The 25,425-nt window shown below is 68.5% G+C and carries 23 protein-coding genes and 1 pseudogene; 14 read left to right on the top strand and 10 right to left on the bottom strand.

Annotated features, from left to right (window positions below; all coding sequences use genetic code 11):
* The first annotated feature begins 316 nt into the window (after window positions 1-316).
* The 3 genes from OG702_RS19445 (at window position 317) to OG702_RS19455 (ending at window position 2,373) form a co-directional block, all read left to right on the top strand.
* Complete coding sequence (locus OG702_RS19445; RefSeq protein ID WP_327290167.1) at window positions 317-532, top strand: type II toxin-antitoxin system VapB family antitoxin; 216 nt, start codon at window positions 317-319, stop codon at window positions 530-532.
* Complete coding sequence (locus tag OG702_RS19450) at window positions 529-951, top strand: PIN domain nuclease (RefSeq protein ID WP_327290168.1); 423 nt, start codon at window positions 529-531, stop codon at window positions 949-951. Before OG702_RS19445 ends, OG702_RS19450 begins: the two co-directional genes overlap by 4 nt.
* Window positions 952-1,530: 579 nt before the next feature.
* A complete protein-coding gene (locus tag OG702_RS19455) occupies window positions 1,531-2,373 on the top strand; it encodes a hypothetical protein (RefSeq protein WP_327290169.1) in 843 nt (280 codons plus the stop codon).
* On the opposite strand, the gene OG702_RS19460 is transcribed toward OG702_RS19455, so the two are convergent.
* Complete coding sequence (locus tag OG702_RS19460) at window positions 2,374-3,102, bottom strand: restriction endonuclease (protein WP_327290170.1); 729 nt, start codon at window positions 3,100-3,102, stop codon at window positions 2,374-2,376.
* 385 nt (window positions 3,103-3,487) lie between these two features.
* The gene (locus OG702_RS19465) at window positions 3,488-4,465 is read right to left on the bottom strand and encodes a hypothetical protein (RefSeq protein WP_327290171.1); all 978 of its coding nucleotides are present in this window, start codon (window positions 4,463-4,465) and stop codon (window positions 3,488-3,490) included.
* Window positions 4,466-4,485: 20 nt separating this feature from the next.
* On the opposite strand from OG702_RS19465, the gene OG702_RS19470 reads away from it, so the two are divergent.
* The 9 genes from OG702_RS19470 to OG702_RS19510 all read left to right on the top strand — a co-directional run bounded on the left by OG702_RS19470 (window position 4,486) and on the right by OG702_RS19510 (window position 15,973).
* Window positions 4,486-5,703, top strand: a complete 1,218-nt coding sequence (locus OG702_RS19470) for a CapA family protein (RefSeq protein WP_327290172.1) — start codon at window positions 4,486-4,488, stop codon at window positions 5,701-5,703.
* Window positions 5,704-6,016: 313 nt separating this feature from the next.
* Window positions 6,017-8,272: a HAMP domain-containing protein gene (locus OG702_RS19475; protein WP_327290173.1), complete on the top strand. Its 2,256-nt coding sequence runs from the start codon at window positions 6,017-6,019 to the stop codon at window positions 8,270-8,272.
* 6 nt (window positions 8,273-8,278) lie between these two features.
* Window positions 8,279-9,832, top strand: a complete 1,554-nt coding sequence (pgsB, locus tag OG702_RS19480) for a poly-gamma-glutamate synthase PgsB (RefSeq protein ID WP_327290174.1) — start codon at window positions 8,279-8,281, stop codon at window positions 9,830-9,832.
* Window positions 9,829-10,311, top strand: a complete 483-nt coding sequence (locus OG702_RS19485) for a poly-gamma-glutamate biosynthesis protein PgsC/CapC (RefSeq protein ID WP_327290175.1) — start codon at window positions 9,829-9,831, stop codon at window positions 10,309-10,311. The genes pgsB and OG702_RS19485 overlap by 4 nt, the downstream gene beginning before the upstream one ends.
* A 37-nt stretch (window positions 10,312-10,348) precedes the next feature.
* The gene (locus OG702_RS19490) at window positions 10,349-11,404 is read left to right on the top strand and encodes an NlpC/P60 family protein (protein ID WP_327290176.1); all 1,056 of its coding nucleotides are present in this window, start codon (window positions 10,349-10,351) and stop codon (window positions 11,402-11,404) included.
* A 770-nt stretch (window positions 11,405-12,174) separates the two neighbouring features.
* Window positions 12,175-12,507, top strand: coding sequence for a YciI family protein (locus tag OG702_RS19495; protein WP_327290177.1), 333 nt, complete (start codon window positions 12,175-12,177; stop codon window positions 12,505-12,507).
* On the top strand, window positions 12,507-13,781 hold the full coding sequence (locus OG702_RS19500) for an RNA polymerase sigma factor (protein ID WP_327290178.1): 1,275 nt from the start codon (window positions 12,507-12,509) through the stop codon (window positions 13,779-13,781). Before OG702_RS19495 ends, OG702_RS19500 begins: the two co-directional genes overlap by 1 nt.
* 82 nt (window positions 13,782-13,863) lie before the next feature.
* Complete coding sequence (locus tag OG702_RS19505; RefSeq protein WP_327290179.1) at window positions 13,864-15,378, top strand: MFS transporter; 1,515 nt, start codon at window positions 13,864-13,866, stop codon at window positions 15,376-15,378.
* A 61-nt stretch (window positions 15,379-15,439) separates the two neighbouring features.
* Window positions 15,440-15,973, top strand: a complete 534-nt coding sequence (locus tag OG702_RS19510) for a dihydrofolate reductase family protein (RefSeq protein ID WP_327290180.1) — start codon at window positions 15,440-15,442, stop codon at window positions 15,971-15,973.
* Window positions 15,974-16,377: 404 nt separating this feature from the next.
* Here OG702_RS19510 and OG702_RS19515 read toward each other — a convergent pair whose 3' ends face one another.
* The 3 genes from OG702_RS19515 to OG702_RS35535 form a co-directional block, all read right to left on the bottom strand.
* A complete protein-coding gene (locus OG702_RS19515; protein WP_327290181.1) occupies window positions 16,378-17,871 on the bottom strand; it encodes an FAD-binding oxidoreductase in 1,494 nt (497 codons plus the stop codon).
* Window positions 17,872-18,429: 558 nt separating this feature from the next.
* Window positions 18,430-19,281 carry a hypothetical protein gene (locus OG702_RS19520; protein WP_327290182.1) on the bottom strand — a complete coding sequence of 284 codons (852 nt, stop codon included), beginning with the start codon at window positions 19,279-19,281 and terminating at the stop codon, window positions 18,430-18,432.
* A 94-nt stretch (window positions 19,282-19,375) separates the two neighbouring features.
* The gene (locus OG702_RS35535; protein ID WP_442814475.1) at window positions 19,376-19,708 is read right to left on the bottom strand and encodes a peptidase inhibitor family I36 protein; all 333 of its coding nucleotides are present in this window, start codon (window positions 19,706-19,708) and stop codon (window positions 19,376-19,378) included.
* Between OG702_RS35535 and OG702_RS19525 the strand changes: the two are divergent.
* A pseudogene (locus OG702_RS19525) lies at window positions 19,595-19,975 on the top strand (IS5 family transposase); the annotation flags it as partial. The gene OG702_RS35535 and the pseudogene OG702_RS19525 sit on opposite strands and share 114 nt — an antisense overlap.
* Window positions 19,976-19,997: 22 nt before the next feature.
* Complete coding sequence (locus OG702_RS19530) at window positions 19,998-20,222, top strand: cold-shock protein (RefSeq protein ID WP_327290183.1); 225 nt, start codon at window positions 19,998-20,000, stop codon at window positions 20,220-20,222.
* A gap of 324 nt (window positions 20,223-20,546) precedes the next feature.
* On the opposite strand, the gene OG702_RS19535 is transcribed toward OG702_RS19530, so the two are convergent.
* From OG702_RS19535 to OG702_RS19555, 5 genes are all read right to left on the bottom strand, one after another.
* Window positions 20,547-21,428 (bottom strand): hypothetical protein, encoded by an 882-nt coding sequence (locus OG702_RS19535; RefSeq protein WP_327290184.1) that lies wholly within the window; start codon window positions 21,426-21,428, stop codon window positions 20,547-20,549.
* Complete coding sequence (locus OG702_RS19540) at window positions 21,425-22,456, bottom strand: SCO2521 family protein (protein ID WP_327293292.1); 1,032 nt, start codon at window positions 22,454-22,456, stop codon at window positions 21,425-21,427. Before OG702_RS19540 ends, OG702_RS19535 begins: the two co-directional genes overlap by 4 nt.
* 122 nt (window positions 22,457-22,578) lie before the next feature.
* Window positions 22,579-23,649, bottom strand: coding sequence for an SCO2522 family protein (locus OG702_RS19545; protein ID WP_327293293.1), 1,071 nt, complete (start codon window positions 23,647-23,649; stop codon window positions 22,579-22,581).
* Window positions 23,650-23,660: 11 nt separating this feature from the next.
* Window positions 23,661-24,581 (bottom strand): SCO2523 family variant P-loop protein, encoded by a 921-nt coding sequence (locus tag OG702_RS19550; RefSeq protein WP_327290185.1) that lies wholly within the window; start codon window positions 24,579-24,581, stop codon window positions 23,661-23,663.
* Between the two features lie 3 nt (window positions 24,582-24,584).
* Window positions 24,585-25,418 (bottom strand): SCO2525 family SAM-dependent methyltransferase, encoded by an 834-nt coding sequence (locus OG702_RS19555; protein WP_327290186.1) that lies wholly within the window; start codon window positions 25,416-25,418, stop codon window positions 24,585-24,587.
* Window positions 25,419-25,425: the final 7 nt, after the last annotated feature.

The raw sequence follows: 25,425 nt of genomic DNA on the forward strand, positions 1-25,425 counted from the left end.
CACGTGCGAACCACTCCGGCCACCTCCTCCAGGAGCTTTCGGACCTGGACCAGCAGCAACCGGGCCAGGAGCACGGCCGTGGTCATCCCCACCAGGGAAGCGAGCCAGTACATCCCGTACCTCCTCGCTGCCCGTTGCGGAATGGCCTGCGCGTCCTGTCGGCTCCACTCCTTCAGGCTCCCGGCTTCGAGGTCAGAAGGCAGGACAGTTAACTGGGCATTTTCTGATCTTGCGGAAAAGGCTCGGCGCTGGACTCCCGCTCTATGCATCAAGCGATGTATAATCGGCCACATCATTGATATCAAGGGAGGTGCCCATGAGTCGAACGGTGATCGACCTCGATGACGAGCTGCTGGCCGATGTGGCCCAGGCGCTGGGCACGAGCACGAAAAAAGACACAGTCAACACGGCCCTCCGCGAGGTGCTGGACAACCGGCGGCGCGCCTTGGCGCTCACCCGGCTGCGGACGGCGACGGACGAGGGCGGCTTTGACCTGGATCTTTTCGAGGACAAGAGGAACTACCGTCGGTGAGTGCGGCACAGTTTCTGATCGACACCAGCGCCCTCGCCCGCTTCCTCCGGAGGGACGCTGGGCAGTACGGCTGGGATCGGGCAGCGGCAGCGGGGCTCATCGCGACCTGCCCGGTGACCGAGCTGGAGTTCTTCTACAGTGCGCGTTCTGCCGAGGACCGGGCACGTGGCATTGAGGACATGCGCCTGCTCTTCGGCTGGGTGCCCGTGGATGACCGGGCTTACGATCGCGCCTGGCGGGTCCAGGAACTGCTGACCCGCAAAGGGCAGCACCGCAGCGCGGGCGCAGTGGACCTGGTGGTTGCAGCGACGGCGGAACTCCAAGGGCTGACCCTGCTCCATCGCGACCGGGATTTCGACTGCATCGCCGCCGTCACTGGTCAGCCCCTCCAGTGGTACGGGCCCGATCCCGGGAAATAACCTGACAGCACGAACACTGTCCGCCCTCGGAGCTTCACGCAGGATCGCCGTGCAGTCCGAGCCGCGTTTCAGCCCCCTATGCTCACCCGGGCTGCCGAGGTCATCAACCGTCGCACAGCACCCCGCCGACGGTGGCACCTTCACAGCCGACTTCCCTGCGCGTGCTGTGTGAGGACCACCGGTCTCAGTTCCGCTCTCATTCGGCTGTGTGCGGGGCCGTCCACGGCCACCCCGATTACCGGTCCCGCCCCTGGTCAGAACCTATCTGCTTCCACGCGTACGGCCTCGTGACCCGTTGGAAAGCGTGTTGGGGGCAACCCCTCACGAGTTCGAATCTCGTATCCTCCGCCAGTGCCTCACCGGGCACGACGTCGAAGGGCCCCAGCTCGCGGTGGGGCCCTTCGACGCAAACGGGAAGGCCTGGTCGGCCGCCCGAAATGCGGTGCGCGACCCAGGCTTGGCGCAACCTTGTTCGTTCAGGGCGCCACAGTGCCCGTGCAAGCCATCCTCACCCTCGGCGCGAGGCCGCATGTCGATTACCGGGACAACGATGTGAGACGAGCTACTAGCATCTTCGCCGTGGTGAGACTGGGCGCGCGGCGGGTCGTCGCGGTGGGGATGGCGGTACTGCTGGCACTGGGCGTCGCCGGCTCGCAGCGCGGGGCGGCCGTGGGAGGGGTGGCGAAACCCGGCCCGCTTCCCGCCGACCCTTACATGTCCACGTCGCAGGACTACCAGCGGTCCCTGCAGGCGTCGGCGCTGCTGGTCCGGCAGTGCATGGCGGCCCGTGGCCACCCGGACTTCCCGCTCGACCCGCGCGACCCCGTCGACCCCATCAGTGCCACCATGGTCGCCACCGACTACGGGGTCCTCGACATGGACAGTGCCCGCCGCTGGGGCTACGGCTGGGACCCCGACAAGGACGCGGCCCGGCAGCCGAAGGGGCGCCGGATGACCAGCGCCGAGTTCGCGGACTATCCGGCCTGCGAGGCCGAGGCGGGCCGCCGGCTGGTGCGCGGCGTAGACGTCAAGGGGGACTGGTTCTACGCGAGCACCCGGGTCGTCGAGGTCCAGAAGGCGGTCAGGCGTGACCCGCGCCTGCTCGCTGCCTGGAACACGTGGTCCCGCTGCATGGCCGGGCAGGGGTTCACGCCCTACCCCGACCCCGTCGCGGCCTACACGGACACCGCCTGGCACCGCGGTAGCGACGGCAACACCCCGCACACGCAGCGGGAGCGGGCCACGGCCGTTGCGGACGTCATCTGCAAGCGCCGCCACCACACGGTCGAGACCTGGCACACGGTAACGGCGCAGAAACAGGCCGCGGACATCGCACAGCACCGCGACGGCTACGCCGGCGGCCTGCGGCAGCTGCGGCTGTACCGGGCCAACATCGACGAGGTGCTCCGGACGCTCGGCTAGCTATTTGCTGTCTCGAGGTTGGTTCCGGCTCTGCGGGGGCTTGCCGTAGGTGTTCTTCCATCGGGCTCGGTGCTGCTCGTTGCCCTGGCCTGCTCCGTTGATGTTCAGCAGGGACTGCAGCGCGGCACCATTGTTCCACAGGCCGAGGGAGTCGCGGTGGATGGCGAGGATGCCGTTCTGGACGGCGAAATCGAGTGACTGACGGCTGAAGCGCGTGGTGGTGACGAAGACGGCGAGGTCGGCGCCGAAGTGGGCCTTGGAACCGAGAAGGTCTCGCAGGTCGCGGGCCGCAATTGTGCTCTTCGTGGTGTAGCGCTTGCACTGGACGATCAGTGTGCGACCGTCCGGGAGTCGACCGAGGACGTCGGCACCGTTGTCACCGGCTCCGCCGACCCGTCGGACTTCGGTGCAGCCGTCGCGGCGGCACAGCGCTGCGACGTGATCCTCGAACTCTGTCCCGGACATCGCGTCCACCTCGGCCAGCGTGCGGTGGCCGCCTTGGATCGCGTCTTCGCGGCGCCAGCGTTGGTCGGCGTCGCGGTGGAGCCGGTCTGTGCGCCAAAGACGCCACGCCCCTGCGCTGAGCCCGCCGACGGCGAGGGCGGCCAGCAGGTAGGGCCAGATTGCCGACCAGAAGGCCACCAGGAGGATCAGCAGTAGTGCCCCACCGGCTAAGGCCGCGTTCCGACGTCGGCGGGCAGCGGTGCGGCGCGTGCGCTTTTGGGCCATCGCCTCCCCCTCGATAGATTCTGCCCAGTGTGTCCGGCAGGCCGCTCGCCGGGAAGACGGCCTCACTGGGAGTCCCGCTTGGGTGGCGGGGTCCGTGCGCCGCCTGAGCCAACCCGCTCTGACCAGCAAGATCGGGTGGTCCGCTGGTCTCAGTTCTGGTCTCATTCAGCCGCGTCCGGAGCCGTCCACCACCCGCCCGGATACCTATTCCGCCGCAGGCCAGAACGTCTCTGCTTCCTCCTGTACGGCCTTGTGAACAGTTGGAAAGCGTGTTGGGGCAACCCCTCACGAGTTCGAATCTCGTATCCTCACCGCCGACGAGGAGCGGCAGGGGGCGTGCCAGGGGCAGGGCCGTCGAGAGGTGTCCGCCTCGTCTGCCGTGCCCTCAGGTTGTGACGGGGGCGGTCGCCCAGCGGTGCGTGATTTCACTCATGGCGGTGGCCGCGCGCTCGGCGGCCGATCCGCCGAGGCGCACCTCGGGGGCCAACTCGATGTGCAGGAACGGCACATCGGCTGCGTCGGCGGCCCGGCCTTCGGCGTTCGTGTAACCCTCCACCGGGCACTTCCGCACCCAGGCTCGGCACACATGGAAGCCGTGCGTGCCCAGGGCGTCGGCCAATCTGCCGGCGTCCGAGCGGCCGGCCGATCCGGCGCCGGAGGAGGCGACCACGTCGTAGCCGGGGGCGGTGGAGGCGGCGAACCCGTGCAACTGGATCCCGGGCATCTTGCGACGGACCAGCTCGGCGCAGATGGCGTAGAAGACGGTGTCCTGGCGATGTGCCACGTCCGCGGAGTTCCCGACCCCGGCTTTTCGATGTGCTCCCGCTATCACCAGGATGCCGCCGGGGGAGTCACGCAGGACCCGTACGCCCAGTTGCTCGGTGCCCTCGTCGAAGACCGGGTGCGGGACCTGGATCGAGAAGCGCGGCGTGTGGTCCAGGTCCATGTAGACCCGGCCCCAGCCCCGCGGCGTCACGGCGTCGTCGGTGCGGTCTGCCACTTCGGCGTAGCGGTGTCCGGAGACCCGGTCGCGGATCGTGCGCACGGTGAAGTCCCGTTCGGAAAGCAGCAGCTCCGCTTGTGCGCGGTGGCCGTCGACGAGCAGGCCGATCGCCTGGGCGATGGCCGTGCGGTCCGCTCGGCCGGGCTGCCGGTAGCCGTGGCTCGGACCGAAGCGGCTGGTGTAGTCCGCCACCTCCTGGGCCAGGTCTTCCGGCTGGGCGCCCCGGCCGGGACGGTGTGTGGCGTTGTCCGTGCCGCCACCGCGGGCGGCGTGGAGCACGGCGGTCAAGCCACCCGCGAGACCGGCGATGACCAGGAGAATTGTCGTGATCGTTATGACGCGCGAGCGTGTGGCACTCATGGTCGTATCAAGATATCCCGGTGAACACACGCTTTAGCCGCATCCCGCTGAGCCTGCTGGCCCCGCTCTCCCTCGTCGCCGCCGTCGCCGGTTGCGGCCCTCTCTCGGACGACGAAGGCGGCCATGCCGCCGGTCGTTCCTTCACCGTCGCGGCGGCCGGGGACATCCTGATGCACCCGGAGTTGGTGGAGCAGGCCCGCAAGGACGCCAAGCGCACCGGCAAGGGCGTGGCAGGGCTGGACTTCGGGCCGATGATGGCCGGCATCAAACCGCTGATCAGCAAGGCGGACCTGGCGATCTGCCACTTCGAGCCGGTGGTCGGCACCGAGAACGGCCCCTTCGAGGGCTTCCCGGACTTCCAGGTGCCCCCGCAGACCGCCACGACGATCAAGAACCTCGGATACGACACCTGTTCCACCGCCTCGAACCACACGCTCGACCACGGGTACGAGGGTGTCCGGCGCACCCTGGACGCGCTGGACGCCGCCGGCTTGAAGCACACCGGCTCATTCCGGACGCAGAAGGAGGCGCTCACTCCGCTGGTCATGAACGTGAAGGGCGTCAAGGTCGCGCAGATATCGTTCGCCTACGGCTTCAACGAGCCGCACACGCTCCCCAAGGACAAGCCGTGGCTCGCCAACGGGATGAGCCTGAAAGCGGTCAAGGCCGCTGAGCAGCGGGCTCGCGCAGCCGGGGCCGAGGTGGTGATCCTCTCCATCCACTGGGGCCTGGAGCACCACCCGAACCCCTCGGCCCAGCAGCTCTCCTTCGCTCGGCAGATCGCCCGGCACACCGGCATCAACCTGGTCATCGGCTGTCACGCGCATGTCGTACAGCCGATGGAGAAAGTCGACCGCACCTGGGTCGCCTACGGCATGGGCAACCAGATCGCCCGGCACGAGGTGCCGACCGGACTCACGGAGGAGGGCGTGATCGCCTGGTTCACGTTCACCGAGCACGGCAAGGGCCACTGGGACGTGCAGCCGCGCTTCGAGCCGACGCTGCTGGAGATCCCGCCGGACGCCGAGAACGCCACGGACGGCGGGAAGACCGCCTACACCGAGGACGACGCAAGGGACTACCGCCTGCTCGACGTGCCGACCGCGCTCCGGGACGATCATGGCCTCACCGACCGGCAGCGGGCCCGGCTGCGGCTCGCCTTCGAGCGCACCGAAGGCACCCTGAAGAACCGCGGGGCGGCCAAGGACGGCCTGAAAGCTCTGACTCCGATGCGCTGAGGCCCGGGGCCGCTGCCAGCCCGGGGCCCGCTGTCAGAACGACTCTCTCTTCTGCCCGGTTACGACCGAATAAACCTGAGTGTTGTGCAGATCACAGTTGATTATGCGCAACTTCACGCGACCCTTACATGTCTCGTTGCTGTGGCCACCACTCCGGGCGCAGCACCCTGCGCGCGAGCGGCCGCCAGCGCATACGTGACCGCATCCCCGTTCATGCTTCCCCGTGCCGGGTCGACCACCGCACAGCTGAGAGGACCCTCCCTTGGCGCCACTGCCCGCCGCGCGGCAGCACCGGGCCCGCCGACGAGCCGACATGTCACTGATCGGAGGTATCCGTCCGCCGATCGCGGTCCTGTCGGTCCTCCTGCTCGCGCTCGCCGGCATCACGGCGGTCGTGCTGGGCCGCGTCGACAACGCCGGCGTGCCGAAGGCCGTGCTGACGTCCCAGCAGCACTTCGCGGAGGACGGCGCCATTGCCCTGCGTGCCTCCACCGATGAGTCCGTCACCGACCTCACCCGGTCCGCCGCCTTGTTCAGCGCCGGCCGGCCGGTCTCCGGCGACGCCGTCCTCGACAAGCTCGGCAGCGCCTACCAGAAGTGGATGGGCACCGCTGTCATCGAGATCCGCACCGGCAAGCTGGTGGCGGCCCGCGGCGAGACCGTCCCGCTCGGCTCGGTGAACACCTCGACCCTCGGCGACGAGGGCGGACTCTCACCGCGCATGGTCCGGCTGAAGAACGGCGAGGCGCGCCTGCTGTCCTTCGCGCTGCTGTCCTGGCCCGGCAAGCCGCAGCTGCTGCTGGTGGCCTCCAACAACCTGAAGTTCCCCGGCATCAGTCTCGGCCAGTTCCGATCCATCGCCGTGGTCGACCGGGACGGCGCGATCCTCAGCAGCGACGGCATCCCCGAACCCGAGCAGGTGCGCACCAGCGCAGACCGCAAGGACATCAAGGTTTCCCGCTCCCAGCTCAAGGACTTCGCCCTGCGCGCGGCCGGCAAGTCCCGCCAGGACCCGCGCAGCAGCAAGGCCCCGGGCACCGCCGGCTATCAGGGCGTCAGCGGCAGTCTGCTCGGCGAGCATTTCCTGAACGACCGGTCCGTCGCCGGGTACGCCACGCTGGCCGGCCCCGACCCGGGTGAGGCCACCACCGCCTCCAGCCTCGGCCTGTCCGTGGTGGCCATGGTCAAAGTCTCCGAGGACACCACCCGCAGCAGCGTGCCGCTGTTCGGCTTACTGGCCGGCGCCGCACTGCTCGTCATCGGCGGTATCGCGGTGGCCGTGCTGCTGGGCACCGTGCAACGCCCGCTGATCCGGCTGTTCCTGGAGTCCCGCCGACTGACCCGCGGCGACCTGGCCCGGCCCGTCACCGTCCCCGGCTACGGCGAGACGCACCGCGTCGGCCACGCCCTGGAACGGCTGCGTCGCCAGCTTCTCGGCGAGAACGCCGACACCACCGGTCCGGCACCGCGCCCGCGCCGGGCCAGGGTAGGCACCCGGGCCCTGCTGGGCGTCTGCGCCCTGCTGCTGCTGGCCTGGTCGGCGCCGCTGATGCTGCTGATCAACCGCGCCGACACCACCGTCGCCGTACCGCAACAACTCGTCAGCGACCAGCGCGAGCGCACAGACACGCTCAGCGACCGGGTGCGCCGCGCTCTCAACGAGGGCAGCGCCGACCTGGATTCGGTCGCTTCCCTGATCGGCAACCGCACCGACCCCACGTCGATGGAAGGGGTGTTGGAACGCACCCTCAACGAGAACCGGCGCTACCGCTCGCTCTACGTCGTCGACTCCTCCGGCGAGGTCCTGGCCCGCGGGGGCAAGGACCCCCAGCTGATCCGTTCCCACCGGCTCTCCACCACCCCGGTCCGGCTGCTCGGCCGCGGCGGCAAGGAGCCCGTCGTCGTCGCCAACGCCGAGATCCCCGATCGCGACGGCGCTCAGCTGATCGGCGAGTTCCGCATCGAGTTCCTCAACACTCTACTCACCCGGCCCGGCATGGGCGTCGTCCGCCTCGTCGACGACCACGCAAAGATCATCGCCGGCAACACCGGCTTCCTCGCCTTCCAGGGGCTGCCCGACGACCACCTGAAGGACCTGGTCGCCGCAAGCTCTCAGCGGCTCGGCAAGAAGGCCCGCGCGAACGGTGTGCTCTACCGCGAGCAGGAGGTGCGGATCGCCGCCGCCGCCCCGTTCGCCGGCAGCGGCCCCACCGACTCCCTCCACTGGAGCGTGGTCAGCTGGCAGCCCGCCGACCGCCTCGACATCCCCGAGTACGACGCCCAGAACCGCACCGTCCTCGCCGGACTGCTCGGCGCCGCAGCCGCCGTCGCCTGCCTGGGCTGGATGCACATCGTGGTGGCCCGGCCGCTGCGCGGGATGGCCGCTCGGGCCGAGGCGTTGGCCGACGGCGACCGCAAGACCGTGCTGTTCCCGCAGCACCACGACGAGGTCGGCGCGGTCACCCGCTCCCTGGAACTCATCCGGCAGCAGCTGCAGGACCAGCGTCGGCAGCGGCCCCGCCGCACCCCGCCCCAGACGTCCGCGCCGCGGCAGTACTCAAGGGACTGATCGCCCGTGCTCTTCCTCTACACCGTGCTGCTGGTGTGCTGCGTGATCCTGCTCATCGCGGGCATCGTGGAGCAGCGACGGCACTTCACCAACCTCGGCAACATACCCACCCGAGTGCTGATCAACGGCATCCGCGGCAAGTCGTCCATCACCCGCCTGTGCGCGGGCGCGCTACGCGGCGGCGGCCTGATCACCGTCGCGAAGACCACCGGTACCGCAGCCCGGTTCATCCACCCGGATGCCACTGAGGAGCCGGTCTACCGCAAGTTCGGCATCGCCAACGTAGTCGAGCAGATCGGCATCGTGCGGCGCGCCGCCGCCTACAAGCCGGACGCGCTCGTCATCGAGTGCATGGCTGTTATGCCGGCCCTGCAGGAGATCAATCAGTCCAAGCTGATCCGCTCCACGATCGGCGTGCTGTGCAACGTCCGTGAGGACCACCTCGCCGAGATGGGCCCCACCCTGGACGACGTGGCGCGCTCGCTGTGCCGCTCGATGCCGGAGGACGGCATCTGCGTCACGGCCGAGAAGGACCGCTTCCACATCCTCCAGGAGGAGGCGGACGCCCGGAACTGCCAGCTCATGTATGCCGACCCGGAAACGGTCAGCGACGAGGAGCTGCGTGGCTTCGGCTGGTACACCTTCAAGGAGAACGTGGCCATCGCGCTGGCCGTCGCCGAACTCCTCGGTGTAGAGCGGGAGACTGCCCTGCAGGGCATGTACGACGCCCCACCGGACCCCGGGGTCCTCTCCGTCGACCGCTATCTGACGCCCGATGGCAAGAAGCTGCGCTTCGCCAACGTCTTCGCCGCCAACGACCCCGAGTCGACGCTGATGAACATCAACCAGTTGCTCGACCTCGGCGCCATCGACCGCCCGCTGAACGTGGTCATCAACTGCCGCCCCGACCGCGTCGAACGCAACGGACAGATGGGCGAGATCATCCCCGATCTCGACCCCGAGCGCGTCTTCGTCATCGGCCACCCTGCCAAGTCCGCGATCGACGCCATCCCCGCCGAGTTCCGCTCGCGCGCCGTCGACCTCGGCGGCGGCAAGCGCGACCCGGAGGAGTTCATGGCCGTGCTGCTGGAGCAGCTCGGACCGGATTCCTCGCTGGTCGCGATCGGCAACATCCACGGACAGGGCGAGATCCTGCTGGAGCACCTCGCCGAACTGTCGCCGGACGACAGCCCCGACGAGGTCGTGGCCACGGCCCCGGCCGACTCTTGGGCGGTACCCGCCGCAGTCGAGTACGTCGAGACCGTGGAGCCGAGCGCGTCCCACATCGACCCCTACCAGGGCTACCCGCAGCCGTACGACACGCGCTACGCGCAGCAGCCGTACGTCTCGCAGCTCCCCGTGCAGCGCGGCACCGAGCCGTACCCGGACCAGGAGTGGGCGACCCGGAGCGGGCACGGCCAGCCGCACCCGGACGACGTGCGAACCCAGCAGAACCACGGCCAACAGATGCCGGCCCGCGGGATGTTCGAACCCCGCATTCCTCCCCAGCCTTCCGCCGACGAGAGCCAGCAGTGGCACAGCCCAGGAGAGCAGCGTTGATCCCCTCCGTCCTCACCCCAGAGATCGCCGCGATGGGCATCGGTCTGGGTCTGCTCTTCTCGTTGATGTGCTACCTGACGACCAATCTGTCGCCGGGCGGCATGATCACCCCGGGCTGGCTCGCGCTCACCCTCATCGAGGACCTGCAGCGGGCCGCGCTGGTGATCGGCGTGACCGTGCTGACCTACCTCACCACGCTGCTCATGCAGAAGTTCGTGATCCTGTACGGCAAGCGGCTGTTCGCGGCCGTGGTGCTCAGCGGCGTGCTCATCCAGGCCACCGTGATCATCGTGCTGCAGGTGGAGTTCCCGCTGCTGTACGCCAACCAGACGCTCGGGTTCGTCGTCCCGGGCCTGATCGGCTACCAGATGGTCCGCCAGCCCAAGGGCGCAACGCTGCTGTCCGTCGGCTCGGTCACCCTGGCCACCTATGTGGTCCTGACCGCCGCCATTCTTCTGGGTGCCCTGGGCCCCGCCTGAGTCCGCCTGCCTCAACGCCATTTCTGGAGCCCACACCATGCCGAAGCGCAAAGGCCGCCCGGTCGTCCACGCGGTAACGGTCCTGGCGCTGCTCGCGGGCAGCGCGTACTTCACCTTTGAACTGCGCAAGGACGCTCAGGCGAAGGTCCCAGCCGTCCAGTCGGTGACCGACAACGCCATGCAGAACCCGACTCCGGCGACCGGCAGGCAGACCTGGGAGCGGCTGAACGACCCGGCGCGTTCCGTGCTGCGCGACGCCAAGGGCGCGGTCATCGCCACCTTCACAGACGGTGCCCGAGCCGCCACCCTCAAGGGCGCCTCCCGGACCTTCACCGAACCGGCCAACACCAGCACCAAGGTGATCACCGACGACTGGGTCCGCCTCATGCCGGAGCCCTGGACCAAAGGCGCCCAGAACCAGCAGTGGTACAAGGACTGGTTCAAGCAGTACTACGGCAGCGAGGAGGACGACATCTTCGCGATCGCCTTCCAGTACGTGCAGGGCGCCCCGCTCAAGAAGGACGCCGCGGGCGTACCGTACCGGGGCGACGCGGTGTTCGGGCCGTACAAGGCCAACGGCGTGGACCGCCTGGAGCAGAACGACTTCTACGACTACCTCGGCATCCCGTACACCTTCCGCAACGGGACCACGATGCCCCCGCGCAAGGAGCGCTACCGCGCGCTGGACTGCTCCGGCTTCATGCGGATGGTGTGGGGCTACCGCGCCCGTTACCCGCTGATGGCCACCGACAAGTCCGGTGACGGCCTGCCCCGCTCGGCCAACGGCATGGCCCGCTCCAAGGTCGGCGTCGACATCATCAAGCTCCGGGGCCCCGCCCCCTGGTACACCCGGCCGAAGAACATCGACATGCTGCAGCCGGGAGACCTGCTGTTCTTCAAGATGGACCACCGTACCGCCGACCACATCGACCACGTCGCCCTCTACCTGGGGCTGGACTCCGAGGGACACAAGGTCTTCATCTCAAGCCGCAAGGAGCAGAACGGCCCCACGATCGGCGACTCGGGCGGTATGTCCCGCATCGACGGCAACGGCTTCTACGCCCAGCTGTTCCGCAGCGCGAAGCGGTTGTGAGCCGGACGGCGGCACGCAGCGCCGCGTCGACTCGGCGCCCGCAGACGGCGAGCGCCATCGGATCCCGCATCAACGTCAACGCGAGCGTGCGCCATCCCGGAGCTGTGTCGTGCGGGCGCGGCGGCACGTCAGTTTGGTCCGAGCGTCAGATGCCGAGCCAATCCGTCGCAGGTGGCGCTTCTCCGCAGGCTGGCCTGCGTGGCCGGTGCGGAGCGGCCGCAGCACTGCTGTCCTCCTTCGTGCTCCCATGCGTCGTTCTGGCCCGCTCGCACGAGGCCCGAGGACTCCAGCATCCGAGCCGACGCAGCCCACCGAGCACCACACCACCCGTGCCTGAGCCGCCACGCCCGCCCCACCGCAACGCCACCGCAGACACGACACCGCCTCGTCCGCGGGAATACTTCACCGCCTCCATGGGAGAATCGAAGCCTCGCCCAAGGAGATGCCCCTGACCGCATCGCCGACCGCTTCGGGGACCAGCGGACTCGCGTCGGCATTCTCGCCTACTCGGGATCTCCCCTCCACGCCATCGCGGGCGACCGCCGCGGAGAACCGGCCACGACGCGTTGCCGCCCGGTCGGGAGTGGGACTGTTGTGGTCCGGCATCGGCCGATGCTGTGGTATCGCTTTCGAGCTGGACTTGTTGCGGTTGGTGCTGCGTTGGGGCCGGGCCCGGTGGGCCGGTGGGCCCGAGTATGCCTGGCTGCGGATACACGGAGGCTGGGATGTCGGAGTCTGACGGCGGGGGCCACGTCCCGCGGAGCACATTCATGCTGGTCTTTCGTGGAGGTGCTGTCTCCCGGTCCGACCTGTCGCCATCCGAGCTTCAGGCCCATGTCGAGAAGTGGTATCGCTGGTCGGAGGAGTTGGCCGGACAGGACAGGCGTAACGTCGGGACCGCACTCGATGGACCGGGGGCCACTGTTCGCAGCCGCGAACTGGTCACCGACGGGCCGTATGCCGAGTCGAAGGATCTGGTGACCGGCAGCATGATCTTCGAGGCAGCGTCCCTGGAAGACGCCGTCGAGGTCGCGCGCGGGTGCCCGACGTACGAGTTCGGCGGGTCCGTCGAGGTGCGGCCGGTCCAGGACTACCGGATCTGATGCCCGTGAACGAAGGGTCCGAGGCGCACGCCTCTGCACAGCTGGTGGAGGACCTGTTCCGCAGGGAGTACGCGCACCTGGTCAGCGCGTTGATCCGGGTCCTGGGCCCGTCGAACATCCCGCTCGCCGAGGACGTCGTCCATGACGCGCTGGTGAGCGCCATGCAGGCGTGGCGTTTCGGTCTGCCGCGGGACCCGAAGGCATGGATCATCCGGGCGGCTCACAACCGGGCGATCGACATGATCCGCCGGGAACAGCGGCACCGCTCCTTCCTGCCCGAACTGGCAACGGCCACCGAGCTGACCGACACCATCGAGGCGGCCCTGGCCCCGGAAGCCGAGGGGACCAGCCAGCTGGCCATGATGTTCGCTGTGTGCGACCCCGGCCTGAGCCGCGAGACGCACGTCACCCTGATCCTTCGATGGCTGTGCGGCCTGTCACCCAGGGAGATCGGCCAGGCGTTCCTCGTGGACACCCAGACCATCGATCGACGCCTGCACCGCGGCCGCGGACGCCTGCGTGAGCTGGGGCGGTTGCCCGACGTGGACCACCTGCCCGACCTCGACACCCGGCGTGGCTCGGTCATGCGATCGCTCTATCTGCTGTTCAACGAGGGTTACCACGGCAGCAACCCCCAGACCCCGGTGCGTCCGTTCCTGTGCGACGACGCTCTGCATCTCACTGAGTTGCTGCTGGAGGCCAAGGCAACCGCGCATCCCGACGTGCACGCTCTGTCCGCCCTGTTCTGCTTCGGCGCTGCCCGCCTGTCCACGCGTCTTGACGAGCGAGGCGTCTTCGTTCCGCTGGAGGACCAGGACCGGAGCCGCTGGGATCGGGCGCGTATCGAGCAGGGTCTGGTGCATCTCGGTCACGCGGCCAGCGGGGATCACTTGTCCCGATGGCATCTGGAGGCAGGCATCGCCTGCGAGCACGCGATCGCGCCTTCAGTCCAGGAGACGGACTGGGACAGGATCGTCGGCTTCTACCAGCTCCTCGCCGAACAGTCCTGGAGCCCTGTCGTGGCGCTCAACCGTGCGCTGGCGGTGGCCGAACGGGACGGCGTCGACGACGGCCGCCGCGAGCTGATCGCCCTGGCGCAAGAGCCCAAACTGACGCGGTACCCCTTCTACTGGGCGGCCCGTGCCGACCTGGAGCGGCGGGCCGGCCGGCACGCCGCGGCCAGGGAGCACTACGAGAACGCGATCACGCTGGCCCGCAGCACCGCCGAGCGCGCCGCCTTCGAGCGGCGGATCGAGAACCTGGAAATCTCCTAAAAGATTCTTGGAGGCGTGTCCGGTTCCGGCGCGCGCCGTTCGTCTCCCTCCTGAGATCACCCGATGAGACCAGGAGAGACCGATGCCGGAGTCCGTGAACGCGGTAGGTCCGAGCGACGATATCGGCGGCGGCCTGGCCGCCGCGGCCGCATCCGGCGAGGTGCACAGGTGGCGGGCGTTCTCGCTGCTCGCCGTGGCGTACTTCATCACGGCGGTAGACATGCTGATCGTCAACGTCGCGCTGCCGACGATCGGCCGTGAGCTGCACTTCGCGCAGGCGGACCTGCAGTGGGTGGTGACCGCGTACGCGCTCACCTTCGGCGGGTTCCTGCTGCTCGGCGGCCGTGCCGCCGACCTGCTCGGGCGCAGGCGCGTGTTCATGGCCGGGCTGGCGTTGTTCACCGCGGCCTCGCTGGCCTGCGCGCTGGCCACCAGTGGCATCTTCCTGATCGTCATGCGGGGCGTCCAGGGCCTGGGCGCTGCCGTGGTGCTGCCCGCCGCGCTGTCGATCGTGATGAACATGTTCAGCGAGGGCGCCGAGCGCAACAAGGCACTCGGCCTGTGGGGTGCGATCGGGGCCAGCGGCGCGACCGTCGGCGTGCTGGCCGGCGGCGTCCTCACCCGATACGCCGGATGGCCGTACATCTTCTACCTGAACGTGATCGTCGGCGGGGCCGCGCTGCTGCTGACCCGACGTGTCGTGCCAGAAAGCAGGCTGGCCGCCGCCCGCCGCCGCTACGACCCGCTGGGCGCCATCACGGTGACCGCCGCTCTGGTGCTCATGGCGTATGCCATCTCGCAGGCGCCGACCGCCGGATGGGCCGCCACCCGGACTCTGGCCCTGCTCGCGATGTCGGCGGCCCTGCTGGCGGCGTTCGTGGCCATCGAGGCCAGGGCGCAAGCGCCGCTGCTCCCGCTACGACTCTTCCGGCTGAGCACTCTCGCCGGGTCCAACGCGGTCGGGTTCCTGCTGGGGGCCAGCTTCTACGGCTACATCTTCATCGGCACCCTGTACATGCAGCAGGTACTCGGATACTCCGCCTTGAGCACCGGCCTGGCCTGGCTGACCGTCGGCCTGACCGGGGTGGTGCTCGCTGGTCCGGCGCAGGTGCTCGTCACCCGCGCGTCGGCCAAGCCGGTGATGGCGGCCGGACTCAGCCTGACCGGTGCCGGGATCCTGTGGGCGACCCGGGCGCCCGTCCACGGCAGCTTCTGGGCGGACCTGGCCGGACCCTTCCTTCTCACCGGCACGGTCACCTGGATCTTCATCCCGGTATCGATCGGGGCCCTGGCCGGCGTCACCGAACGGGACGCGGGAGTCGCCTCCGGACTCATCGACTCATCTCAGCAACTCGGCGGGGCGATCGGGATCGCCCTCGCCTCCTCCGTGGCGGCCACACGCACCCGCCACCTCCACACGCGCGGCCACAACCCCGCAGACGCGCTCACCGGCGGCTTCCACACCGCGTTGTGGGTCTGCGGACTCATCGCCCTGTCCGCCATCCTCATCACCTTCGTCCTCATCCGGCGCACCGAGCTTGTCCAGGGCACGACCGCCCGGCAACGCCAAGTCCCACAGCCCGCCTCCGTCGACTGACCGTCGCGGCCATTGCCGAGGCGGCTGCACGCCTCATCCACCCAGAGCCAGGAGAACCACTGTGCGCAAACTCATCGAGTCGACGCTCGTCACGCTGGACGGAGTCATCGAAGCCCCTGAGCGCTGGGCGCTCTTCGATGCCGAGTCCTCGGCGTTGTCGCTCGAGCAGCTCGACAACTGCGAGGCATTCGTCATGGGCCGGAAGACGTACGAGACCTTCCACGCGAACTGGGGCCAGGTCACCGGCAGCCCTTACATCGACCGCATCAACGCCATGCCCAAGCACGTCGCCTCCCGATCGCTGGCCGAGACGACATGGAACGCCACCCTGCTGGGTCCCGATCCGTCCAGCGCGATCGCGAGCCTGAAGAGGCAACCGGGCAAGGACCTCATCAAATACGGCACCACCCGTTTCGACGACACACTCATTCACGACCACCTGATCGACGAGTTCCGCTTCTGGTACATGCCCGTCGTGGCCGGCTCAGGGGAACGGCTCTTCGAACACGTGGACACCACAGGACTGGACCTCAGGCTCACCGACGAGAAACGGCTGCAGAACGGGTCGATCATCCTCACCTACGTACCACGCTGACCCCGTAAAACAGCCAGGAACCAGCGTGGGTCGGTGGTGTGGCGATGATGTCCGCCGCCCGGTGGGTGTTCCAGGACGTGCGTGTCACGCAGGTGAACCAGGCTTTCCAGCGGCGTGGTCGGAGGGAGAGCCGGCGGAGAGATCGCTCTGCTCCCATGGGGTGCGGCACCGGTGCGGGATGCCGGGGGTGAACGTCGGAGTACACGGGAGAGGCGAGGGACTCATGACGGACGAGAAGGTGCTGGAAGGCCAGAAATGGGTGAACGAGACCTACGCTGGCGTCGACGGATACGTGAGTTGCCCGGAGAACGGGCGATGATCCGTTGACGAGCCCCTCGGACGTGCTTCAGGACATGGCTGAGCCCCCCGCCGGTGGAGTCCGGGAGGGGCCCAGTTGCGGTCGGTCAGCAGAACGCGGGTGGGACGCTCTGCTCGTACTGGAAGACATTGCAGGGGTCGTACTTCGCCTTGATCCTGCGCAACCGGTCGAAGTTGCCGTCCCAGTAGGCGGTCTCCCAGTCCTGCATACCGATGTTCGGGACGTTGACGTAGGCACCGTGCACGTAGGGCCGCAGCGCCTGGCTGAACTCGGCGATCCACGCCTGAGCCACCGGGGTCAGCTCGTCGCCGCTTCCCGGGACGCCGCGGGTGCCCCAGCCGGCACCCGGCTCGGAGTAGAAGAGCGCGTCACGGTGCGGGAACGACGTGCCGCCGCGGGGGCTCCTCCTGACCGCGCCGCCGAAGGCCTGGGCGAAGAAGTTGCTGTCGTCGGTGGGCGCGTCCCGCATGAACTGGGCGACGATGTCGATCGCCACGGCCGGGAACGGCTTGTAGGTGAACTGCGAGAAGAACTTCCAGTTGGCGGGTTCGTCTGCCGTCGGGATCTGGAATCCCGCGTACACGTCGCCCCAGTTGCCGACCTGGGTGGTGACGTTGGGGCTGCCGATCGAGAGGAGCGGCGCCAGCAGCTTCTTCGCCTCCGCCGGTGTCCCCTCCGCGAGAACCGCGAACAGCAGGATCTGGTTCCGGTGGATCTCGAGCTGGGTGCCCAGCCGGTTGTCGGTGTTGGGTGCCGTGCGCTGATAGGTGTCGAAGATCCTTTGCAGGTCCCCGATGCCGTCCCACGTCGCCGTCAGGTAGGTGACACTCGCGAGCGGGGCCACCTTGTAGGTGAGGCGGGTGACGATCCCGTAGTTGCCGTTGCCCGCGCCGCGCAGAGCCCACAGCAGGTCTGGGTTGTCCTCCAGGCCCGCGTTGACCACCTTGGCGCATTCGGCGCCCTCCGCCACGACGACCTCGGCGCCGATCAGGCTGTCGCAGGCCATGCCGAGGTACCGGGTGAGGAAGCCGAGTCCGCCGCCGAGCGTCGCGCCGGACAGCCCCACGCTGCCCTCCGTGCCCGTCGTCACCGCGAAGTTCTGCTTGGCGAGCGTGGTCACCGCTTCCAGTTGGTTGAGGCCGGCGCCGACCGACGCCGTACGAGCGTCGGCATCGATGTCCACCGACTTCAGCTCGCTGACATCGATCACGATGCCGTTGTCGACATTGGACCAGCCCTCAAGACTGTGGCGGCCGCTGCGCACTCGCAACGCGACGTCGTGCTGCCGCGCCCAGGTCAAGGCGTTCACGACGTCCTGGGTGTTCTGGGCGTAGACGATGACCAGTGGATAGTGCACGAACAGTTCGTCCCAGCCGATGCTCGCGTCGGCATAGTCGGGATCGCGGGGACGCACGATGCGACCGGTCAACTGTGCCGGCGGGCAATTGCCGCTCTCGGACACCTCGCTCACGGCGCTCGCGCTCGATGCCTCCAGGGCCACGACGCCCGGCACGACGACTGCACCGGCGCCCGCAGCCGCCGTCGCCTTGAGCAACCCGCGACGGGAAAAGTCGTCCATGGTCCATGTCCTCTCAACCGCCTGCAGGTGCAAATTACCCTTTATTGGGTTATTCAGGCGGATCGGACAGTAGCAAGCGGTGACCACGGTCAACAGCTCCGACACGCTCGCAACAGCAGCCAAGGCACCTGACGAACTGACGGCCCGGGGACGGAGTGCCGGTGATGGGGGCGGAGATTGTCCAGTGGAGATCCTCGGCGGGGTCACCGATCACGAGCAGGACACCGGCGCGCTCGTGGCGATCGCGCCCCCGTGCGGTGGGACGGCGAGGGAACTGGCGAAGCAGATCCCGGTGGTCGCAGGTCACCGGGCGCTACGGCACAGAGGGCATCCAGGTACCGTCGGTGGTCGTCGCCCACCGTGCCGGATGGTCGTACGGCGACCCGAGCTGCCCGCCGCTGCCGTACCCCCGATCCCCCCCCCAGCAGGTCCACCCCGGGGCCGAGGAACCGCGGTTGGGCGACGAAGGCGCCGTCCGGACTCATCGGGCGGCAGCGGGATCGCGGCTCCCCGCCCACAACGCGTCCGGGCCCCGTGCGGTTCCGCCGGGCCTGCGTGTCAACCGTTGGACGCAGGCAGGATTCGGTGCGCCGCTGCCACCAGCGTGACGTTCTCCTTTTTGACGGAATCGAAGTAACCCGGGCGGGCTGCGATCAGCTTCTGCTGAATTCGCCTTTCTGCGGTCGACCAAGCAGTCGTGAGAGCCGTTGACTCCTTGCATGCCGCATCGGCTGCGGCAACATCCACCTCGTGCGGTGATGCATCTGCCCCAGAGCTGAACGCGGGGTCGTTCACGGCAGCCAGCGGGTCCGGGAAGTCGAATCCACTCCGATGCATACATCTGCTCCACGCGTGAATGGCGGACGCCACCACCGCGGAGTCTCGGGCCTGCTCGAAACTGGATTTATTCACCGTGTTCCACAGGGTGAAATCGACCTCGGCGACACCAGTGTGCAGACGATCGTACGCCTTGCGCGCGCAACTGCTCCCGGTCGTTTTCTGTGCCGGCGAGAGTTGCGCGCTCTGCTTCCGCACCGCGTCGACGTCCGCGGCCTGGCGAGGATTCAGCCGGTAGCCGTACTTCTGTGCGTCCGCGAGGTCGGTGATTCCGTACCGGCGTGAATTCACCGGGATCATGTCAGGTGCGCTCCGCCGCAGAGCCGGCCAACGGAAGCCATGAGTGCGCATGCAGTCGCCGGTCAGTTCATCCTGCGCGTTGTCCACCAGTGCCTGCTCCGCATTGGAGAGGGTGTACGCGTCCAGGGGCAGCCGGATGGTGCGGGTGAGACTCGTACCGCCGGGGACCGGACTCGCGTGACCCGACCGGGTGCCTTCCGTGGGGACACCGTGGGCGCATGCGGAGGAGAGAATCACGAGTGCGACGGCGAGAGCCTTCAGCGAGGTGCGCATGGGGCCGCCCGATCTTCCTGGTGAGTCGGACAGGGATCGGACGGCCTACCGCCCGAACGCTCGGCAGCAGACCGTTCCTGAACCCTGGGTCCGACTAGAGCGGTTGAAGTGAGGACGCCTTGTTGTCGAAGCTCGGATTTCCTGAGTTCGACGACAGGTCGGCGTCCGCACTCCACGGCTTCGCCACATATGCTGTGCCGCTGTAGTGTGCACCGTCATACAATTTCCAGGATGATGCAGTGTTGTTCGTCATCGCGCTGGCCGAGTTATCGATCAAGGCCGTGGAGTGGTACTCCCACCCAAGGCCTGCCATCTGCCCATATCCGTCGGGATCTCGGGGGCGAACCTGCACGACAGCCAGGCCCTCATCCCACTGGTCTGCGGCATTCCGCCGATCCGCTCCCAGCGCGGTCCGCGTCGCCGGCATCCCGCCAAACTGCACGCGGACAAGGGCTACGACTACAACCACCTGCGCAGATGGCTCGCCTTACGCGGGATCACGCACCGCATTGCCCGCAAAGGCATCGAGTCCTCCCAACGCCTCGGTCGTCATCGCTGGACCGTCGAACGCACCATGGCCTGGCTGGCCGGATGCCGCCGTCTGCACCGCCGGTACGAACGCAAAGCCGAGCACTTCCTCGCCTTCGCCAGCATCGCCTGCACTCTCATCTGCTACCGCAGACTCACCAAATGAGACGACTTCTAAGGTTCCGGTCATGGTGATTGCGACTGTCCGCTGGTGGAGCGACGAAGAGGGATGGGGGGTGCTCGACTCGCCCGAGACTCCCGGAGGCTGTTTCGGCCATTTCTCCAATATTCAGATGGCCGGCTTCCGCGCTTTGTCGCTCGGGCAGCAGGTATACCTCACGTGGGAAGCCCCCGGCTTCAAACAAGACGGCTACGACTACCGTGCGGTGAGCATCGTGCCTCTGCCTGCCTGAGTACCTGACTCCGCCACCTTGAGAATGATCAGCTCAGCCTGCGGGGTGGGTGGCGACGCGCCAGGACCGGACTGCGGGATGTGCCGTCAGTCGAGGAAGCGCTGAAGTGCGGTCGGGTGCCGGGGCTGGCGAGTGGGTGCCGGCGGCGGATGAGCGTCGATGCGTTCGAGGTTGACCGCGATGGCGGTCAGGACGTGCTGAACGTGGGCCTTGTCTTCGGTTCCACAAGGCCGCTAGTGGTTTTCACTGCCTTCCCCCACGAGGTCTGACGGCAGATCTGGTCCAACAACTACCGAAGTACCGACATCGTCTGCATCGAGCCGCCTATTCCCCCTTGGCCCACAGCACTTGGAATCGGCGTACACGCTCGGTCACCCGGTCGCCGATGGCCAGGCTGGTCTCGTAGATCCGCGACGGATCGCTGTCCTCCGTTGACGACTCGTAGCCGACCGCGCCGTCGAAGAGCACGAAGTTCTTCACGGAGTCGCGCCGTTCCGCCGCGGAGAGCGTGGATACGGCCAGGACGCGCACGTCGATGCCGAGGGACTTCTGCCGGTCCCGCACCTCGGTGACCGCGGTATCGATCTCCGCGGGGGTGTTGACGATGATCAGCCGCCGGACGGGCACGCCGCGGCGGACTGCGGCCTCCTGCGCCGACTCGTAATGGCGGCCGAGATCGGTATCCCAGAACTCGCGGTCAACCGACGTGCTGGCGGCGTCCACGGAAACGGCGGCGCAGCGCGTCAGGCTGAGGAGCCAGTCGCGGTCCTCACCCTCGTAGTCCGCGTGGTTGCCCCTGAGGTCGGCTAACAGGCCGGCGAGCCGGGCGATCTCCGACCGCGCGAAGACGTAGAGGAGGTCCGGCCGCCCTGCGCCGAACTCCACCACGGTTCGGCTCAGTTGCTCGACCTCGGCCGAGCCGATGGGCGACTCCTCCAGCAGGGCGGAGAGCCTGGTGGCGTCGTTGAAGCCGGTGAGTCCGTCCCTGACGAGGGTCTTCACCTCTAGTGCGTGGGCCGACAACTGCCCCTCGAAGTCCGCGAGATATTGGACGATAAGGGCCGCTCCGGCGATGAAGACGGAGACCGTGATCTTCCAGATCTCGGGCTGGTCGGCGAGATTGGTGAGCAGATAGGACAGGGCGCCAAGGCAGGCCGTGACAAGGACCTTCAGCAAGACCGCGGGTATCGGGCGAGTGCTACTCATAGCTCCCTCGATGGACGTGGCGGATGGCGGCGACGCTGCCGCGAAGCCGTGGTGTCGGGGGTGTCCGGCCGGGGGTGTCCGGCCGGATCCGGCAACGCGGACCCGGGCGGCATCGGCAGGGAGTGCAAGGCCAACTGGTCCCTGACACGCTGGACGAGGATCAGCCACTGTCGGCTGAATGCCGGGCTCCGCTCCAACGTCGCCCACACCGGGTCAAGACCGGGATCCACCCGGGCGCCCGGTAGCCACAGGTGCACCAGGTGCTCGATGGCAGGCCGCAGCAACGTCACCACCGTGGGACCGACCGCGGCTCTGGACTCGGCGCGGTCGACCATCCGAGCCAGGGTGGTGAGCAGCCAGTCGTGGAGGGCGAGATCCTCGCAGAGCGCGGCGACGACGATCGGCGGCGTCCCCGGCGGGACCCGCAGTGCCACGGTCCGCAGTCCGTCCTCGGCCAGCGTGAAGCTCTCGATCGACGGCCCCTCACCGTCGGCAGCCAGCCACGCCGCCCAGCGCAGGCGGGTCTGGGCGGCTCTGAACGGCGGGCGCTGGTCGAGCAGCCGGTGCCGGAGCAGCGCGGCGGGCAATCGCTCGGCGACGACACCGATGCCGAGGTCGGGGCCGTCGGCCCTCGATGCTCCGGCCAGAAAGCTGCGGGCGCTGGCAGCGGCCTGGAGGCTGCCGATCGGCTCGACGGCTCCGGGTCGCAGCAGGTAGTGGCCCCACGGCTGCCGCCGGTCAGGACCGGTCGCCTGGCAGTGGAAGCGGGCCGACGACTGCAGAACCCGGCCGCCGGTGAGGACGGCACGAGCCGCCAAGGTGCCGACCGCTCTCACCCGCGGACCGAGGTCGGCGGGCAGCCGGACGTCCACACCCGTGAGGACGTCAGGCGATACGGCGTAATGATTGGGGCGTTCGGACACACGCACTCGTTCGTCGGTGCGCAGCGCGAGCAGCTCGGCGGCTGCGGCACCGGACAGCGGGCGGGAGGCGGGCAGCAACCTGGTACGAATCTCGCCGCAGATCAGGACCGGGTCAGCGGTCGTCGCCGTGTCTGGTTCCGCACCCGGATTCGCGGCCGGTTCCGCGCTGGGCTGCGGTTGGGTCTGCGCGGCCGGCACGTCAACGGCTCTCGGACAACCCGGGCATCTCATGGGCCCTCGTAGAAAACGTACGAGGCACGATCGGCGACCACATCGGGCACAGGTGCGCCTTCGCGGGCTGACCGCTCGGTGACCTGGCGCCGAGCGTCCGGGTCCACGTCGACCTGGCTGAGGATGACCCGGACAGCGTGCTCCACCGGCATCAGGCCGACGGGCAGTACGGAGCAGGTTCGGTAGGCGGCAAACGGGGCTGCGGTCGGGTTGAGTTGCACCACGGGCGGCAGTTCGTCCCAGTGTTGCGGGGGGCCCTCCGGCCCCAGGGGGCGCGGATGCACCACGCCTCGGCCGCGGTCGCGCAGCAGCCCGAGGCGGGTCAACTGCCAGACCGCGGCGAGAAAGGAACAGGACCAGACGCGCGTATCCCGGTAGGCATGGGCGGGTTCGGCGCTTGGCGGCGGGCCGTCTCGGAACCCGTCGTCCCAGAGTTCGACGTCCATAAAGACGGAGTGCCGATGGGCCTCGGTCTCGGTGGGCGGGTGCCGCCGCAGGACCGGGGACATCGCCTGCCTGGGCTCGAAGGCGACCGGGTACCGGCCGTTGCTGAGACGACCGGTCTCGCGGGCCTGCGGCCGGCCGTCCTCGCCGGCTCCGAGCATGAACGGCGGCGGGGCGTCGACCAGCCGCCGTAACAGGCCCTCGGCGAGCAGGCGGCCGTCTGCTTCGACACAACCGGACTCGCGAGCCAGGTAGTCGATCGTCAGCCCGGCCTTCCCCGCCTCAGCGAGCAACCTCGGTAGGAGCACCGCCGGCGCGGACAATCGGCCGAAGTAGTCGTCGACGAGCAGGCAGGTACTGATCCTCGGCGGCGCGCTGCCGGGGGTTCCCGAACCGCCGAGGGCGCCGGGTGCGTCGGTCGCGTCCGCACCCGTACCGGTCGCGGCAGCCGCCGCCCGTACGGTGTCGGCCCACGGCCGTACCCGCCTGAAGTGCTGACGCAGACGCTCCGTGCCGCCCTCGAAATCCTCCACCGCCAAGTGACCCAGTTCCAAGGACACATGGGAAAGCGGCACCGACTCGGTGCGGTCCTGCGCGGTGCCCTCTCGGAAGACGGCATCCATTTCCGCGTAGGTCACAACGGCCCCCAGCAAGTCTTGTCGGTCAGCCGCGCCGCGAGGTCCGCGAAGGCTTCTGCCGTCTCCCGGTTCGCGATGCGGCTACCGAGCCAGTCCTCATCGGTGATCAACTGCTCCCGCCAGGCCAGGACGGGGTCGTACGGCACGGATCCCAGCGTCACGCTGTCCCCGAGTTCACAGGCGGACGCCAACCGGGACAGGTCCTGGTCGCGGGCGCGCATCCATGAGGACCGGTGCGCCGGTAGCAGGGCCCACGGTGGCGACTCGGGATCGGGGACAGCCACCCGCACGAAGCGCAGCGCCCCACGCAGCCGCCTGCCGTCCAGGCCGCGAGCCTCGCCGCTGGCCAGGATGCCGTGCTTGCCATGGACCAACCCCGAGGCCGCCAGCAGATGTTGGCGAGTCCAGCGGTGGTGCACCAGCCAACGGACGTCGATGCCGCGCAGCTCCGGCAGCGAGATCGCGCCGAGGACCAGGTCCGTCGCATAGCTGCGACCGGCGCTGAGATCGATCATGAGGACATCGAACTCGCTGTAGAGCCGTAGGAGGATGTCGGCGCAGCGGTTGGTGGTGTCCCGGTTCGAGACGAAGTCGCCACCGCCGCGGTCGCCGGGCAGCAGCACCAGTTGACCGGCACCGACAGGGCGGTCCTGGCGCAGCACCGGGCTCTCGGTCTCGGCCCAGACGTCGATGCGCACCGCGTCCCCGACGCGGCCCAGCAGATACGTGTGCAGGCCGGAGCGCTCGACGCCCTGGGCGGCACCGGGGAGGTCGAAAGGGACTGCGGCCGTGGGCGAGCCGAAGTCGAAGTCCAGACAGCAGACGTCGTCACCGGCGAGAGCCCGCCGGTAGGCGAGGTTGGCGCTGGTCACGGAGCGCCCGGTGCCCCCGGTGCCGGCGGCGGACAATACGAGCAAGGGTCACCCTTTCCGGGCACCGGGTACCGGACGTCCGGTTTCCGGAGCGCACTTGCGACGCCCGCAGGCCAGGATCATCCCGGAGTATCCGTCACGGAGCGGAGCGTCGGTGAAGGTGACGAGGTCGATCCGGAGATCCGGCTCCGCGTAGTCGCCGAGAGCTGCGCGGACTTCGTCCTGACCCACACTGCACGCCGGGAAACTGGCTCCGCCCACCGTATAGCCGCGCGAGGACTCCATGAACGCGGCGGCGAAGGGCGCGCCGGGCACGAGGCATTCGGCGAATGACCGTAAGGCCTCGCGGAATTCCTCGTAGGAGGTGGTCATCCCCTCGGCCACGAAGAACAGGGTTCCGACGTCCCAGCGTTTCTTCGGCAGTTCGAACAAGTCGCCTGGCTGCACCCGGGCCGCCGTCCGCAGCGCCAGTCGCGGATCGCTGATGGCAGCGTAAGGTTCCGCCTTGCATAACAGGTCCCAGAAGTTGTCCCAGTTGGTGCCGTAGTGGGGCGTCTGCTGCCGCAGCCACGCGATGTTGGCCTGGGAACGCTCGAAGAGCGTGACTTCCCGGCACCACGGCAGGAGAGCGAGCGCGGGATAGAGGTTCGCACCGGTTCCCACGTCGATACCGGCGAGAGGAGCGCCTGGGTTATCGTGACAATGCTGGCTGAAGTGGTCTCGCATGATGCCGACGATTGCCGCGTCGTCCTGGCGCAGGGACTGGTAGTTATGGTCGACATACGCTTCGGGATCGAAGACGTTCCAGTCGATGTCGGCGTTGCGCGCGCCGTGCCCTTCGGCGTCTTCCGGCGTCGGCGTCGCGGCGGGCCAGAGGGTCATTTTCCAA

The organism is Streptomyces sp. NBC_01198 (assembly GCF_036010485.1).
Taxonomy (GTDB): Bacteria; Actinomycetota; Actinomycetes; order Streptomycetales; family Streptomycetaceae; genus Actinacidiphila.

Coding starts and splice junctions, on each gene's coding strand:
- OG702_RS19490 (WP_327290176.1), top strand. CDS start 10,349: ATGCCGAAGCGCAAAGGCCGCCCGGTCGTCCACGCGGTAACGGTCCTG.
- OG702_RS19520 (WP_327290182.1), bottom strand. CDS start 19,281: ATGCGCACCTCGCTGAAGGCTCTCGCCGTCGCACTCGTGATTCTCTCC.
- OG702_RS19505 (WP_327290179.1), top strand. CDS start 13,864: ATGCCGGAGTCCGTGAACGCGGTAGGTCCGAGCGACGATATCGGCGGC.
- OG702_RS19445 (WP_327290167.1), top strand. CDS start 317: ATGAGTCGAACGGTGATCGACCTCGATGACGAGCTGCTGGCCGATGTG.
- OG702_RS19545 (WP_327293293.1), bottom strand. CDS start 23,649: ATGGATGCCGTCTTCCGAGAGGGCACCGCGCAGGACCGCACCGAGTCG.
- OG702_RS19460 (WP_327290170.1), bottom strand. CDS start 3,102: ATGGCCCAAAAGCGCACGCGCCGCACCGCTGCCCGCCGACGTCGGAAC.
- OG702_RS19515 (WP_327290181.1), bottom strand. CDS start 17,871: ATGGACGACTTTTCCCGTCGCGGGTTGCTCAAGGCGACGGCGGCTGCG.
- OG702_RS19465 (WP_327290171.1), bottom strand. CDS start 4,465: ATGAGTGCCACACGCTCGCGCGTCATAACGATCACGACAATTCTCCTG.
- OG702_RS19500 (WP_327290178.1), top strand. CDS start 12,507: ATGCCCGTGAACGAAGGGTCCGAGGCGCACGCCTCTGCACAGCTGGTG.
- OG702_RS19495 (WP_327290177.1), top strand. CDS start 12,175: ATGCTGGTCTTTCGTGGAGGTGCTGTCTCCCGGTCCGACCTGTCGCCA.
- OG702_RS19535 (WP_327290184.1), bottom strand. CDS start 21,428: ATGAGTAGCACTCGCCCGATACCCGCGGTCTTGCTGAAGGTCCTTGTC.
- OG702_RS19530 (WP_327290183.1), top strand. CDS start 19,998: ATGGTGATTGCGACTGTCCGCTGGTGGAGCGACGAAGAGGGATGGGGG.
- OG702_RS35535 (WP_442814475.1), bottom strand. CDS start 19,708: ATGCCGGCGACGCGGACCGCGCTGGGAGCGGATCGGCGGAATGCCGCA.
- OG702_RS19555 (WP_327290186.1), bottom strand. CDS start 25,418: ATGACCCTCTGGCCCGCCGCGACGCCGACGCCGGAAGACGCCGAAGGG.
- OG702_RS19475 (WP_327290173.1), top strand. CDS start 6,017: ATGTCACTGATCGGAGGTATCCGTCCGCCGATCGCGGTCCTGTCGGTC.